General features: G+C 62.5%; 14 protein-coding genes. 6 read left to right on the top strand and 8 right to left on the bottom strand.

The annotated features are described in order from the left end of the window. Nucleotides 1-60 precede the first annotated feature (60 nt). The 3 genes from PHS32_RS11210 (at nt 61) to tgt (ending at nt 4,391) form a co-directional block, all read left to right on the top strand. The gene (locus PHS32_RS11210) at nt 61-1,749 is read left to right on the top strand and encodes an isovaleryl-CoA dehydrogenase (protein WP_301079046.1); all 1,689 of its coding nucleotides are present in this window, start codon (nt 61-63) and stop codon (nt 1,747-1,749) included. 83 nt (nt 1,750-1,832) lie between these two features. Beyond that, nucleotides 1,833-3,095, top strand: a complete 1,263-nt coding sequence (locus PHS32_RS11205; protein WP_301079045.1) for an HD domain-containing phosphohydrolase — start codon at nt 1,833-1,835, stop codon at nt 3,093-3,095. Between the two features lie 78 nt (nt 3,096-3,173). Further along, a complete protein-coding gene (gene tgt, locus PHS32_RS11200; RefSeq protein ID WP_301079044.1) occupies nt 3,174-4,391 on the top strand; it encodes a tRNA guanosine(34) transglycosylase Tgt in 1,218 nt (405 codons plus the stop codon). 6 nt (nt 4,392-4,397) lie between these two features. On the opposite strand, the gene PHS32_RS11195 is transcribed toward tgt, so the two are convergent. The 5 genes from PHS32_RS11195 to PHS32_RS24235 form a co-directional block, all read right to left on the bottom strand. Next, entirely contained in the window at nt 4,398-4,823 is a 426-nt protein-coding gene (locus PHS32_RS11195; RefSeq protein WP_301079043.1) for a Rid family detoxifying hydrolase, read from the bottom strand. A gap of 58 nt (nt 4,824-4,881) precedes the next feature. After that, nucleotides 4,882-6,159, bottom strand: a complete 1,278-nt coding sequence (locus PHS32_RS11190; protein ID WP_301079042.1) for an FIST C-terminal domain-containing protein — start codon at nt 6,157-6,159, stop codon at nt 4,882-4,884. 26 nt (nt 6,160-6,185) lie between these two features. Then, nucleotides 6,186-6,875 carry a PhaM family polyhydroxyalkanoate granule multifunctional regulatory protein gene (locus PHS32_RS11185; RefSeq protein ID WP_301079041.1) on the bottom strand — a complete coding sequence of 230 codons (690 nt, stop codon included), beginning with the start codon at nt 6,873-6,875 and terminating at the stop codon, nt 6,186-6,188. A gap of 82 nt (nt 6,876-6,957) precedes the next feature. Continuing rightward, on the bottom strand, nt 6,958-9,198 hold the full coding sequence (locus PHS32_RS11180; RefSeq protein WP_301079040.1) for a TonB-dependent receptor: 2,241 nt from the start codon (nt 9,196-9,198) through the stop codon (nt 6,958-6,960). 136 nt (nt 9,199-9,334) lie between these two features. Then, nucleotides 9,335-9,646, bottom strand: a complete 312-nt coding sequence (locus PHS32_RS24235; protein ID WP_366143475.1) for a DUF2946 family protein — start codon at nt 9,644-9,646, stop codon at nt 9,335-9,337. Between PHS32_RS24235 and PHS32_RS11175 the strand changes: the two genes are divergently transcribed. Next, nucleotides 9,555-9,770 carry a hypothetical protein gene (locus tag PHS32_RS11175; protein ID WP_301079039.1) on the top strand — a complete coding sequence of 72 codons (216 nt, stop codon included), beginning with the start codon at nt 9,555-9,557 and terminating at the stop codon, nt 9,768-9,770. The two genes, PHS32_RS24235 and PHS32_RS11175, sit on opposite strands and share 92 nt — an antisense overlap. A gap of 18 nt (nt 9,771-9,788) precedes the next feature. Here the strand turns inward: PHS32_RS11175 and PHS32_RS11170 are convergent, their stop codons facing one another. Both PHS32_RS11170 and PHS32_RS11165 read right to left on the bottom strand, forming a co-directional pair. Further along, nucleotides 9,789-10,274, bottom strand: a complete 486-nt coding sequence (locus tag PHS32_RS11170; protein ID WP_301079038.1) for a copper chaperone PCu(A)C — start codon at nt 10,272-10,274, stop codon at nt 9,789-9,791. Nucleotides 10,275-10,428: 154 nt separating this feature from the next. Continuing rightward, a complete protein-coding gene (locus PHS32_RS11165; RefSeq protein WP_301079037.1) occupies nt 10,429-10,788 on the bottom strand; it encodes a DUF2946 domain-containing protein in 360 nt (119 codons plus the stop codon). 168 nt (nt 10,789-10,956) lie between these two features. Here PHS32_RS11165 and PHS32_RS11160 point away from each other — a divergent pair, with 168 nt between their 5' ends. Further along, complete coding sequence (locus PHS32_RS11160) at nt 10,957-11,313, top strand: TraR/DksA family transcriptional regulator (protein WP_301079035.1); 357 nt, start codon at nt 10,957-10,959, stop codon at nt 11,311-11,313. Nucleotides 11,314-11,341: 28 nt separating this feature from the next. Continuing rightward, nucleotides 11,342-11,944, top strand: coding sequence for a MarC family protein (locus PHS32_RS11155; RefSeq protein WP_301079034.1), 603 nt, complete (start codon nt 11,342-11,344; stop codon nt 11,942-11,944). 169 nt (nt 11,945-12,113) lie between these two features. On the opposite strand, the gene PHS32_RS11150 is transcribed toward PHS32_RS11155, so the two are convergent. Then, the coding region (locus PHS32_RS11150) for a response regulator (protein ID WP_301079033.1) at nt 12,114-12,721 on the bottom strand (608 nt) is incomplete at its 5' end.

Genomic DNA, 12,721 nt, shown 5'->3' with positions numbered 1-12,721 from the left:
CCGGGTTGTTGACAACTGGCGCCGCTGTCATCATGCTTGTAGCAAATCCGGAGTCAAGAAATGGACACACGAACTGAAACCACGCAAGCCGCGCTCTATCTGGCCGACACGCATGAACTGAGCAACCTCTCAACCGAGCTGTGCGACTACAACATGTACACCGAAGACGCTGCCCTGACCGAGGCGGTGCGACGCGAGGGCGGCCAGTGGGCCGAGCCGGAGCTGGCCGAGTTTGGCAAGATGACGGGGTCGGCCGACTACCTGGAGCTGGGCCGTCTGGCCAACAAGTTCACCCCCGAGTTCGACAGCCACGACCGTTTCGGCAAGCGCGTCGACCTGGTCAGTTTTCACCCGGCTTACCACCAGCTCATGAAGACCGCCATCGAGCATGGCCTGCACGCCTCGCCCTGGACCAAGCCCGGCGCCGGTGCGCATGTGGCGCGCGCCGCCAGGACGTACCTGCAGTCTCAGGTCGAGGCCGGCCATGGCTGCCCCATCACCATGACTTTTGCCGCGGTGCCGGCGCTGCGCCTGCAAGCCGACCTGGCGCGTGTTTGGGAGCCCAAGGTGACGGCACCGGTTTACGACCCGCGCAACGTTCCGGTGGAGCACAAGCAGGGCGTCACCATCGGCATGGCGATGACCGAAAAACAGGGGGGCTCGGATGTGCGCTCCAACAGCACGCGCGCCTATCCGCTGGGCGTCGGCGGCCCCGGCCAGGCTTACGAGCTGGTGGGGCACAAGTATTTTGTCTCGGCGCCGATGTGCGACGCGTTTCTGGTGCTGGCGCACACCGCCGCCGGCCTGTCGTGCTTTCTGCTGCCGCGCTGGCGTCCCGACGGCAGCAAGAACGCGATGCAGGTGTTGCGTCTCAAGAAGAAAATGGGCAATGCCTCCAACGCTTCCAGCGAGACCGAGTTGCGCGGCGCCCTGGCCTGGATGGTGGGCGAAGAGGGGCGCGGCGTGCGCAACATCATCGAGATGGTCAGCATGACGCGTTTCGACTGCATGATAGGCTCCAGCGCCGGCATGCGCATGGCCACTTCGCAGGCCTTGCACCATTGCGGCGTTCGCTCGGCTTTCGGGAAGGTGCTGAACCAGCAGCCACTGATGCAAAACGTGCTGGCCGATCTGGCGCTGGAGAGCGAGGCGGCGCTGACGCTGAGCATGCGCATGGCGCGCGCCATGGACTGCCGGAGTCAGGAACAGGAAGACCTGCTGGTGCGCCTGGTGACCGCCGTCGGCAAATACTGGATTTGCAAGCGCACGCCCAACCATGCCTACGAAGCCATGGAGTGCATTGGCGGCAGTGGCGTGATGGAAGACAGCATGATGCCGCGCCTGTACCGCGAGGCACCGGTCAACACCATTTGGGAAGGCAGCGGCAACGTGCAATGCCTGGATGTGCTGCGCGCCCTCTCCAAGACGCCGGCGGTGCTGGATGCCTTTTTTGCCGAAGTCAACCAGGCGCGAGGGGCGCAGGCGGGGCTGGACCGCTGGGTTGCCGATCTGGCCAAAGAGCTGAAAGACCTGCGCGACATCGAATACCGCGCCCGCGACCTGGTGGACCGCATGGCGCTGGCCTTGCAAGCTTCCTTGCTGGTGCGCCACGCGCCAGCCTTTGTCGGCGATGCCTTCTGCCATTCTCGCCTGGAGCAAGTCGGGCAGCACAACTACGGCACGCTGCCGCGCGGTGTCGACTGCGCCGCCATCCTGGCACGCGCGACACCCAAGAGTGCCACGGCCTGACTTTGATCTGCCGCAACGCGGGCAGACATCGGGCGCGCCGCGCCTGCGTTAGAGCGCATACTGATGGGTGAGAATACGGGACGATGAACACCTTTCAAAAACGCACCGCGATCCGCATCGCGGCGGTTAGCATTTTGCTGGCCTCACTGGCCAGCCCAATTGCCTGGTTCGTGGCGCGCGAAAGTGCCGAGGAGAGCATTGTTTCGCTGGCGATTGAAGAATCGGGGCGCTTGCTGCACCACTACGACGCCATCAATTTGAGCGGCCCGGATGCCAAGGCGCATGCCGCGCTGGCAGCGAAAACCATTTCCGGCGGCCTGTTCGACATCGCCGAAATCTACAACAGCGAGGGTGGCAAGCTGGCCGAATCGCTGACCCGGGAGGGCGCCCAGGTGGAATCGTCGGTGCCCAAGCATGGCGCCCCCCGCTACACGGCGGCCTCCTACGAAAGTTTGAAACTTGCCGGCGATATCTGGGTCTTGCGGGTGTTCGTTCCCCTGCGTGATTCGGCCATCGACATGAGCCTGCCCATTACCGGCTATTTCGAGGGCGTGCGGGTCGTTCCGACCTGGCAGAAAGATCAAATTTTCGCCAACTCCCTGAGCGCCGCGTTGATGGTCGGCCTGGCCTCCTTGTTCTGCGGCGCGGTGCTCTATCCGGTGGTGGTGCATCTGTCGGCGGACAATGAACGCAAGGCGCGCGAAGTCCTCGACTCCCATATCTCGATGATGGAAGCGCTGGGCCGAGCCATAGCCAAGCGCGACTCCGATACCGGCGCCCATAACTACCGGGTGGCCTGGATTGCCGCCAGCATTGCCGAGCGCATGGGCATCACGGGCAGTGCCATGCAAGCGCTGATTGCCGGCAGTTTTTTGCATGACGTGGGCAAAATCGGGATTCCCGATGCCATTCTGCTTAAACCCGGCCGGCTTGACGATGCGGAGTTCGTCACCATGCGAACCCATGTCGCGCAAGGCGAAGAAATTGTGACCGGCATGGGTTGGCTCGATGGTGCCAATGCGGTGGTGGCGGCGCACCACGAAAAATGGAACGGCGCCGGCTATCCGCGCCGACTGGCGGGCGAAGACATCCCCCTGCCGGCGCGCATTTTTGCCGTGGCCGATGTCTTCGATGCGCTTTGTTCCAGACGCCCCTACAAGGAGCCCATGGGCTTTGATGCGGCGATGGCGATTCTGGAAAAAGATACCGGAACACATTTCGATCCGGCCGTCATGGCGGTGTTTCGGCCGATGGCGCGCAAGACCTTCGATCGCTTGGCCAACAGCTCCGAGGCCGACGCCCGGCAACTGCTGGAAGACCGCGTGCGCCAGCATTTCGAGATGTAAGAACTTGTCCGTAAATAAGTGCGACCCCCAGGTATTTGCGGACAAGTTCTAAGCTGGCGCCGATAGACAATAGCGTCCATGCTGAAATTTGAACTTCTGGGCACCGACCCGGCCACCCACACCGCCGACGGCGCATACGCTGGCTCGTACGCTAGGCGCGGCCGGCTCACGCTCAACCATGGCGTCGTCGAAACCCCCATCTTCATGCCGGTGGGCACCTACGGCACGGTCAAGGGCGTCATGCCCAGCAGCCTGGAACAAATGGGGGCGCAAATCATCCTGGGCAACACCTTCCATTTGTGGATGCGCCCCGGCCTGGATGTGATGGCCCAGTTTGGCGGTTTACACGCCTTTGAGAAATGGGACAAACCGATCCTGACCGACTCCGGCGGCTTTCAGGTCTGGAGCCTGGGCGAAATGCGCAAGATTTCGGAAGAAGGCGTCAAATTTTCCAGCCCGGTGAACGGCGACAAGCTGTTTCTGACACCCGAGATCTCGATGCAGATCCAGACCGTGCTGAACAGCGACATCGTGATGCAGTTTGACGAATGCACACCTTATATTTCCGTCGAAGCCAAGACCAAGGGCCAGCTCACCACCGAGGCCGAGGCGCGCTCTTCGATGGAACTCAGTCTGCGCTGGGCCAAGCGCTGCCAGGCGGAATTTGCCCGGCTGGAGAATCCCAATGCCTTGTTCGGCATTGTGCAAGGCGGCATGTTCGAGCACCTGCGCCAGCAGTCGCTCGATGAATTGGTGGCGCTGGATTTTCCCGGCTATGCGATCGGTGGCGTCAGCGTGGGTGAACCGAAAGACGAGATGCTGCGCATCATGGCGCATACGCCGCACCGCCTGCCGGCCGACAAGCCGCGCTACCTGATGGGCGTCGGCACGCCGGAAGACCTGGTGGAAGGCGTGGCGCAAGGGGTGGACTTGTTCGACTGCGTAATGCCGACGCGCAACGCGCGCAACGGTACCTTGTTCACGCGCTTTGGCGACCTGAAAATTCGCAATGCGCGGCACAAGACCGATGCGCGGCCGCTGGACGACAGTTGCACCTGCTACGCCTGCGCCGGTAGTTCCGGCGTGTCTTACGCCCAAGGTGGCCGCAGCGGCTTCAGCCGTGCCTACCTGCACCACCTGGACCGCTGCGGTGAAATGCTGAGCGCCATGCTGGCCAGCATTCACAACCTGCACTATTACCTGAACCTGATGCGCGAAGTACGTGCGGCACTGGACGCCGGGCGCTTTGGCGCTTTTGTGGCGCAATTCAAGGCCGACCGGGCACGTGGAATTTGATCCGGGTTAGGCCGAGCATCCCGGCATGTTGGCCACCGCAATGACTTCCATTTCAAGCCGTCCCCCCAGTGCCAAGCCGCTGGCGCCAAAAGCACTGCGGGCCGGATACGGCGGTGTAAAGAACGTGGTGTAGACGGCGTTGAAGGCGCGCCAGTCGTTCATGTCGGCCAGCATCACGGTGCACTTGACGACATGCGCCATCGAGTAGCCATGCGCCTCCAGCGTGCTCTTGATGTTCAGCAGCGTCTGTCGCGCCTGCGCTTCAATGCCCCCGGGGGCCAGTGTCAGGGTGCCCGGCAGGTTGCCCATCTGGCCCGACAGGTAAAGCGTATTCCCGACACGCACGATTTCCGAGAACGGCAGGCCCAGCGCGGAAAACGCGGGGGAATTCAAAAATTCGACGGTTTTGTTGGTCGTTGGAGCATCGGTCATGGTTTGGTGTCGCTTTCAAATGAGCTGCTTGTGGCGCCCACTGTCGTGGCGCCGCAGGTTAATGGTTGGTGAATACCGTCAGCACCCCGGTATAGCCGTACAAGTGGTTGCGGGCGATCTCGCCAGCGGCAAAAAACCCGACCAGAGGCACATCGCCCAGCGCGCGGCGCACGATTTGCAGCTCGGCACTGGGGCCGCCGAAATGCGCCCCGCCGCGCCCTGAACAGCTGATGTAGAGCGCGCCGGCGATGCCACGCGCCGGATGGGGTGCCGAATCGGCGCCGGAGGCCGCCAGCGCCATGGCCGCCTCGACCGGCAATTCCTCGGGCTCCAGTTCTTCCCGGATCTCGCTACAGACGCGCATCAGGTCGGCCTTGGCGGCCTGCGCATTGCGCTGGCAAAACACCAGTTGCATGCCGGCTTCAAGCTGCTCCGACAGCACCACGCCGCGGCGCGCCGGGTCCAGGCCGATGATGTGGCGCACCATCACGTCGCTGCCAAAGTTGCCGGCCCGATCGACCACCACCGCGTCCCGTGCGGCGCCGGCACGGCCGGGCGCCGGCGTCAATCCGACCAAGGTGGCGCGCACCGCCGCCAGCGCCTGGCGCGGCTGGTCCAGCGAGACACCCAGGTCGCGCAGCATCACATCCAGTGCCGGCTCCTGGTCCAGTTGGGTAACCACGTTGCCTTCGGCAGCGCTAAGCCGATGCGCCATTGACACCGGCAAACAGCCTTGCGTGACGCGCGACACCAGGGTTACTTGCTCGCCAAAGGCGACACCACTGAAGCCGCCACTAAAGACCCCGGTGGCGGCACCTTGCCCCTTGATGTTGCCATTGCCACCGACGGCAAATTGCACCCGGTTGGCGCGACTTGAGGACAGACCGCCAAACAGATAGCCAGAGGTCGTGCGAGACGCCATTTCATCAATCAGTTCGGTCAGATCGGGCGCATCGGGATCGACGTGAACCAGGGCCGTGTGGGCTTCAAAACCCAGGCCCAGCGGCGCCACACCGGAGAACACCCGGTACTGGTCGGTTGGCAGTTCGCACAACATCAGTGCCAGCGCCGGCGCATCAAAATATTCCACATTGTTGGCGGCAACACCGATGCCCACAGTGCCCGACCAATCGGTAATGTCAGGCAATTCGGCGCTCAGGTGGTCCAGAATCTCCTGTGCCTGCGCAGCGTAGTGGTCGGTGATATAGAGCAGGGCCAGGGTCGGGTTGCTGGCATAAGCGTGCAGCGCCATCTGGGCACGCACTTGCGCCAGCACCAGACCGGCGGCCATGCGCCACTGGGGGTGCGTGGCATGGCCGTACGGGAACAGCTTCATGGTCGATCGAAATTGCGGCCCGCGCGTCAACGGCCGCGAACCGGTTTCTTGACCGCCTTGCTGGCCGCGGTCCGCGTTTTGACCGCATGGGAAGCGGCTTTTTTGGTTGCCTTGACGGCTTCCTTGGCAAAACCGGCGGCCATGTTTTTGGTGACGTCGATGGCGGTGTTCTTGCCTGCATCTTTCATCGCGCTGGCGGCAATTTGCTGAAACTGCTGCGTCAGCGAACCCCATAACTGCATCGGATCCACCATCCCGACAGCGGCCGTGGCGGCCGGCTTGGCGGCCTTGCTTACTTTCTTGGCCACGGCCTGCGCATCGGCCGCCACCTCGGAGATGCTCTGGGCAGTGGAAGCGGCTTTGTCGGTGACCCGCTGCACACCCGAGAACACGGTGTCGGCGGCCTTCAGCTTGAGCGCATTGGCCACGTCGCCGATATTGAAATTCATGCCCTTGAGCGTGGCCAGGGTCATTTTTTGCACCTCCAGCGCCTGCACCGTGGCACCCAGCGCTTTCGAGTTCTGCTCCAGCCAGAAGTGCACCGTCTTGAGTTCCTCGATGCGTTTTTCCAACTCCTCCAGATTGAGCGTGGGTGCGATCCAGTTGGCCAGATTGGGCATTTGCGGAATATTCTGGCTGGCCCCCTTGGCCAGGTTCTGGAGAAAGTCAAAACCAGGGACGAATTTGCCGAAGCCGGAATTTTGTGAATCGCTCATAGGGTCTCCAAAGGGGTTGAGGGAACTGTCACCATTGAACTGATGACAGCTTACCCCAATGCGGACCGGGTGGCGACCAGCGTCAGAACTTCACGTTGACAGCGGCGTAGAGGGAGCGAGCGGCGCCTGGCACCGCAATCCCCCAGGCTTTGGGGTTTTGCCCGACATAGGCGCCGCCCAGCGGGCTGGCGTAGAACTTGTCCAGGAGATTTTCGATGCCGACGTCCAGCCGAACCTTTTCCCACTCGTAGCTGCTGCGCAGGTTCAGCAAAGCATAGCCGGCGGTCTTGATTTCGTGGCGAACCTGCGAGGTGTCGGACTTGGCATTCACCAGCTGCGTCTCCAGCGTGTTGGTCCAAGCGCCCAGGCGCTGCGCCAGTGCCAGTTTCGCGTTCAAGGGCATGATGTTGTACAGGTTGTCGTCGCTGCTGCTGTTCTTGCCCTTGACGTAACTCAGCACGGCGCTGGCCGTGAAACTGCCGTAATCCTGGCTGCTCACCAGTCGCTTGTGGCCCGAGACATCCAGGCCGTAGAGTCTGGCGCCCTGGTTGGCAAATGTGAGGTTGACGAACTTGTCGCTGCGCGCCGGACAGGTCTTGCCAACGGCGGCGCAGGGTACCGCATCGATGTAATCCTGGATATAGCTGTAGTGCGAAGTGACTTGCAGTTCCCACTGCTGGCGTGCGGCGTCATGCCAATTGACGCTGGCGCTGAGGGTGTTGGCCAGTTCCGGCTTCAGGTCGAGGTTGCCGACATAGCCATTGGCGTCGCCGCTCCAGTTGATCATGTTCATGACCATGTTGTTGTTGGTAGCCCAGGCAAAGCGTTCGTACAGATTGGGCGAGCGGGTCTTGCGCGAAATACCGGCCTCCCAGGTTTTTTCGGCATCCGGGGTATAGCGTGCCAGCGCGGAGAAATCGAAGTTGTTGTCGGTTTTCTGGTGCGCCAGGGCGTTGAAGGCGCCCGGGATGGAGGCCGGATCGGCCGGATCGCCGTAACCCATCATGCCGCCCATGCTGTTATAGCCTTGCACCTTGCCGGCGTCCATGCGCAGGCGGCTGCCGCGCACACCGATTTGCGCCAGCCACTGCGCAGCCCAGCGTCTCTCCCATTCGCCGAAAACATCCAGCCGATCGCGTTGGCCGTCCCTGATGTTCCAGAATTTGTCGGGCGACATCATGCCGACGCTGGCACTCACCGGGTCCCACCAGTCGTTCAGACGGTAACGCTGCAGCTCGCCGCCGAGCTTGAGCGTGTCGCGTTCGGACAGAACAAGGTCGGCCTTGATCGTGGCACCGGTGTTCTTTCCTTCGGTGTCCATCGGCATGCCCAAGGAGGTCGGGGAGGACAACTTGTTCTCCAGGAAATTCATTGTGTGCCGGGTGTTTTCCTGGTACACGCGGGCCTCCAGAGTGCCCCACAGGTATTCACCACTGTAGCGAAGATTGGCTTGCTGGCTGTCGTTGCGGGTCATGTCCATGCGCTGATTCGGGAACCCCTGGTAGGGGATGTTCTGCTGCCCCAGCTTCAATTCGAGCAGATGGTTCTCATGCCGCAGCGCCAGTCCCAGTGACTGGTTTTCCGACTTGTAAAGCGAGGAGCCCACTTCCTTGGGTCCCGGCACCTTGACCGTGGTGCCGACCGGCAGGGACGACTTGAAGGCCTCTGCCGCCTCGTAGTTGGCGGCCTGCGTGGTGGCGCCGCTGTAGTTCAGGCTCAACTGCTCGTTGGCCAGCGTCAACGCGATATTGGCGCCTTTGGCGGCGCCATTGCCGCGGTAAAAAGCGCCGGCCTGGCCTTTCAGCAAGGTGCCCGCGCCGGCCTTGGCAAACTCGGGTGCCGCGGAACGGAGCACGATGGCACCGCCAATGCTGTCGCCGCCGACACTGACCGGGGTGATGCCGGTAAACACCTGGATGCTGCCGATCTGGCTGGGATCAATGTAGGAGAGGGGCGGATTCATGTGGTTGGCGCAGGCCGAGATCAGGTCCATGCCATCGACCTTGATGCGCAGCCTGTCATCGGCCAGACCGTGGATCGCGGGCAAGCTGGAAACGCCGCCAGCGCCATACAGACTGACGCCGGGAATATCGCTCAGCAGGTGGGCACTGTCGCTGCTGCTTGACCGCTTGCCGAGGAGGCTGGCCTGGTCCAGCAGGACGCTGCCAGCCGGCTGCTGGCCGAGGTTGGAATCGCTGACCGTGACCAGCGGCAGGGTGACGGTTTTCTCGTCGGCCGCTGTCGCCTGAGCACAGAGCAGGCTGGCGGCCGGAAAAGCCAGCGCCAGCGACCAGGGCAGGACACGGAGTTTGGGAATTGACATGGGAATACCTTGTTACGTTTTTTCGCCTGACAGGCGCAATGAGGAAAAAAATGAGGGTCACGCCGTGCTTGATCGAAGCACGGCGGGCAGCGCTGCGCACCGCATTTCAAGGCGGCAACGCTAGGAGTTCAGGAGGTCAGAAACCGTCAGGTGGTCCGCGCGGCGGCGGTGCCAGCGCAAAGTGGGTGAAGAAGAAAAAAGCCTGCCGGACCGTGGGCGCCTCGGGTTCGCCTGACACTAAGAAGAGGTGAACTAAAGAGTGCGGCGCAGGCAGCACTGGGTCTGTCGATAGCAGGCAAAACGGGCAATGCACTAAGGTGGGCGCGGATTCCTGCCCGTCAGGGGAATCCGCTGCCATGGCGAGGGCGATCCAACGCGGTCCGCTGCTGGTGCAGACCTCGGTCCAGCCCGGGGTGTCGCCGCGCGCCAGTGCAACCGCGTGCGACAAGGTGGGAGCCGCGGCACCGAACAGCGCAATCAGCAGCGTCAGCCACACCACCAAGGGGCGGCGCAACTGGGCGAAATACGGCAGCGGCGGCATCAGTTCAAAGCGCGTCGAGGGTGGAGAGTGAATCGATCAGCGGCTCGGCTCAGGGTTTGTGCTTGCTGTGGTCCATGGCCGGCATGTCGCCGGCCTTGACCCCCGGCGCGCTGCTTGCGACGGGTACTTTGAGGTCCACTTTGCTTTCCGCACCCTTGGCATCCTTGAACACCAGGGTCAGGGCCACGCTGCTGTCTTTCACCAGGGGCGCTTTCAGGTCCATCAGCATGACGTGGTAGCCACCGGGCTTGAGTTCCACCGTCTGGCCGGCCGGGATATCCAGGCCCCCGGCAACGGCACGCATTTTCATGACGTTGCCTTCCATCGTCATTTCATGGACTTGCACCACCCCTGCGACGGGCGAAGAGGCGCCGACCAGTTTGGCGCCGTCCCTGGCGCTGATTTTCATGAAGGCGCCGCTGGCTTTCTGGCCCGGCACCGAGCTGCGGGCCCAGGCGTCCTGGATCTGGACGGTTTGGGCGTGAACGCTGGCGCAGGCCAGCGCGGCGATGAGGGTCAGTGCTTTGAGTTTCATGGTTTTCCTTGCTTGCTACGAATAAACGAAATGCGACGCCGACGCGCCGCTGGGGCGGCCGAGCCAGTCCTGCGGGGGCACAGCCCCAAAGATGTCAGTGGGACACGCCTGCAGCCCCGGTGCAACGGGCCTGAGGTGTTGTCAGCTCAACAGTTCAGGAGAAAGCCGGGGGACCGCGCGCCGGTAGCGGCGCAGCAGCGAGGGAGGCTATGCGGGCCGCCGGAAGGCTGCGCAGCACATGGGCCAGGGCTGGCCCCGGCTCAACGCGCCAACCCAGCAGCGGTGGCGGCGGCGCATTGCCGCTGGCACACAAGGAGCAATCCAGCGTGTGCAAGGAGACCACTTTCCCGCCGCCATCCGTCTTGACCAGCAGTTTCATCAGGCCCGAGGCGGAGCAAATCAACTCCACGCCCTGCGGCTTGACAATCGGCGAGGCCATCGCCACCCCGACCGACAAGGCAAACCAGACCAGCACCAGGCGGGCGATCAGGTGGGCATTGCGCAGGGTTTGCATGGGCCGGATTATCACCGAAGGTGTGGCAGGGCCCGGGAAGTGGGTGTTTCATGGTCGAGTGACGGGTCCTGCTTGGTCCTCGGCTTTCGATTTTCGCTTGACTTCCATCAAACATGCGAACTGTTCGGCAGCGCATGATGAAACGTCACAACAATGGAGAACTTCCTCATGAACAAAAGAAACGCAAGCTCGTTCAAGCAACAACTGCTGGCACAACGCGCCAATTTGCTGGAACAACTGGCCAATCTGCGCGGCGGCAGCGTCGGTCGCGCCGAGGCCTCGGCCGAGCATTTCGGGCGGGTAGAGGATTCCGAGGCCCAGGTGAACAGCGCCCGCGATCTGGAATTTGCAATGGATGAGCGTGAAACCACCGAACTCCGGCTGCTGGACGCCGCTCTTGAGCGCATTCAAGCCGGCACCTATGGCCAGTGCGTCGATTGCGGCGCGGAAATCCCCGCTGCCCGGCTTCATGCCGCACCGGAAGCGCCGCGCTGCATCGCCTGTCAGGGGAAGGTGGAGCAGTAATTGCGGGTTGCCCTGCTATCCTGCGGGCATGAATTACACATTTATCTCGGCCACCATCCTGCTGATTTTGATCACCGATCCGATCGGCAATATTCCGATCTTCGCCAACGCGCTCAAGCACGTGGCGGTGGAGCGCCGGGCCCGGGTCATTTTGCGCGAGGTCCTGATTGCTTTTGGCCTGTTGCTGACCTTCATGTTTGTTGGCAGCGGGTTTTTGCGGGTGATGAATTTGAGCGAGCTCTCGCTGCAGATCGGCGGCGGCGTGATTTTGTTTTTGATCGCGCTGCGCATGATTTTCCCGCCACCGAGTTCGGAGACGCTGGAAGTGCAGGGTGAGCCCCTGATTGTTCCGCTGGCCATTCCCGCCATTGCCGGACCGTCGGCCCTGGCGACCGTGTTGCTGCTGGTCTCGCAGGCGCCGGAACGGCGTCTGGAGTGGATTGCCGCACTGTGCGTGACCATGGCGGTGAGTGCCATCGTACTGGTCCTGGCGGAGCGCATCCAGCGCGTCGCGGGCGACCGCTTCGTGATTGCGCTGGAACGCTTGATGGGCTTGGTGCTGGTGGCGGTCGCGATTGAAATGATGCTGCGCGGGATCAAAGTCTTTGCCGGACAACTGGCCGGGCTTTAGCTATTTACCGTCACCCACTGTCTGACACCCAACCTCCGATAAGCACTTGAGGACCGAGCTGGTTGGCTTCGCGTAGCTGCGGTCTATCCCACAAGCTTGAATAAAGCAAACGCCCCCGGCGGTTAACCGGGGGCGCCCTGAAAAATCCTGCCGGATTCGAATCAAGCCGTCAGGCGGTTTTGGTGGTCAGCAGCGCCTTGCCACCGACCCACAACAGCATGGCCGTTCCGACAAAAGGCAGTGCCACCGCATAGACCAGGCCGATGAAAGGTGCTGCCACGAACAGCGCCACGTTCTTCACGTTGCTGATCGCCTTTCTTCCCGCCGGCAGCGCATTCAAGGCCTTCCAGCCGGTCCAGGCCAGCATCGCCAACCCAACCAGGGGCAGCATCACCGCATACAGCAGACCAATGAAGGGCGCCGCCAGAAAGAGCGCAATGTTCTTGATCCGGCTTTCCTCTTCAACCACCTCGATCTGCACCGGCTCGACCGGGCGCGCTGCCACTTCGGGTGCCCGCAGCGCAGTCGGCTCAAGCAGCGCATGAGCGGCACTCTCCTCGATCATCTCGGGCGAGAGTGGCTTGCGCATGAAGTCCGAGACCCCGGCCGCCTTGGCCCGGACCTCGTTCTCGGTCGTGCCATAGCCGGTAATGATGACCACCGGCGTCCAGGGCTGACTGGCCTTGACCCGCTCGGCCAACTCGACGCCGTCCATGCCGGGCATCTTGATATCGGTGAAGACCACATCGAAGGCCTGCTCGCGAATCTGCTTCAAGG

The organism is Rhodoferax sp. (assembly GCF_028714215.1).
In the GTDB taxonomy this organism is placed as follows: Bacteria; Pseudomonadota; Gammaproteobacteria; order Burkholderiales; family Burkholderiaceae_C; genus Rhodoferax.
This window is presented reverse-complemented; position numbering and strand designations above follow the sequence as displayed.

What these genes read in the sequence shown, in the direction of transcription:
- PHS32_RS11185 (WP_301079041.1), bottom strand. Translation starts at nt 6,875, where the DNA reads ATGAGCGATTCACAAAATTCCGGCTTCGGCAAATTCGTCCCTGGTTTT.
- PHS32_RS11165 (WP_301079037.1), bottom strand. Translation starts at nt 10,788, where the DNA reads ATGCAAACCCTGCGCAATGCCCACCTGATCGCCCGCCTGGTGCTGGTC.
- tgt (WP_301079044.1), top strand. Translation starts at nt 3,174, where the DNA reads ATGCTGAAATTTGAACTTCTGGGCACCGACCCGGCCACCCACACCGCC.
- PHS32_RS11180 (WP_301079040.1), bottom strand. Translation starts at nt 9,198, where the DNA reads ATGTCAATTCCCAAACTCCGTGTCCTGCCCTGGTCGCTGGCGCTGGCT.
- PHS32_RS11205 (WP_301079045.1), top strand. Translation starts at nt 1,833, where the DNA reads ATGAACACCTTTCAAAAACGCACCGCGATCCGCATCGCGGCGGTTAGC.
- PHS32_RS11190 (WP_301079042.1), bottom strand. Translation starts at nt 6,159, where the DNA reads ATGAAGCTGTTCCCGTACGGCCATGCCACGCACCCCCAGTGGCGCATG.
- PHS32_RS11210 (WP_301079046.1), top strand. Translation starts at nt 61, where the DNA reads ATGGACACACGAACTGAAACCACGCAAGCCGCGCTCTATCTGGCCGAC.
- PHS32_RS11160 (WP_301079035.1), top strand. Translation starts at nt 10,957, where the DNA reads ATGAACAAAAGAAACGCAAGCTCGTTCAAGCAACAACTGCTGGCACAA.
- PHS32_RS11195 (WP_301079043.1), bottom strand. Translation starts at nt 4,823, where the DNA reads ATGACCGATGCTCCAACGACCAACAAAACCGTCGAATTTTTGAATTCC.
- PHS32_RS11170 (WP_301079038.1), bottom strand. Translation starts at nt 10,274, where the DNA reads ATGAAACTCAAAGCACTGACCCTCATCGCCGCGCTGGCCTGCGCCAGC.
- PHS32_RS11175 (WP_301079039.1), top strand. Translation starts at nt 9,555, where the DNA reads ATGGCGAGGGCGATCCAACGCGGTCCGCTGCTGGTGCAGACCTCGGTC.
- PHS32_RS11155 (WP_301079034.1), top strand. Translation starts at nt 11,342, where the DNA reads ATGAATTACACATTTATCTCGGCCACCATCCTGCTGATTTTGATCACC.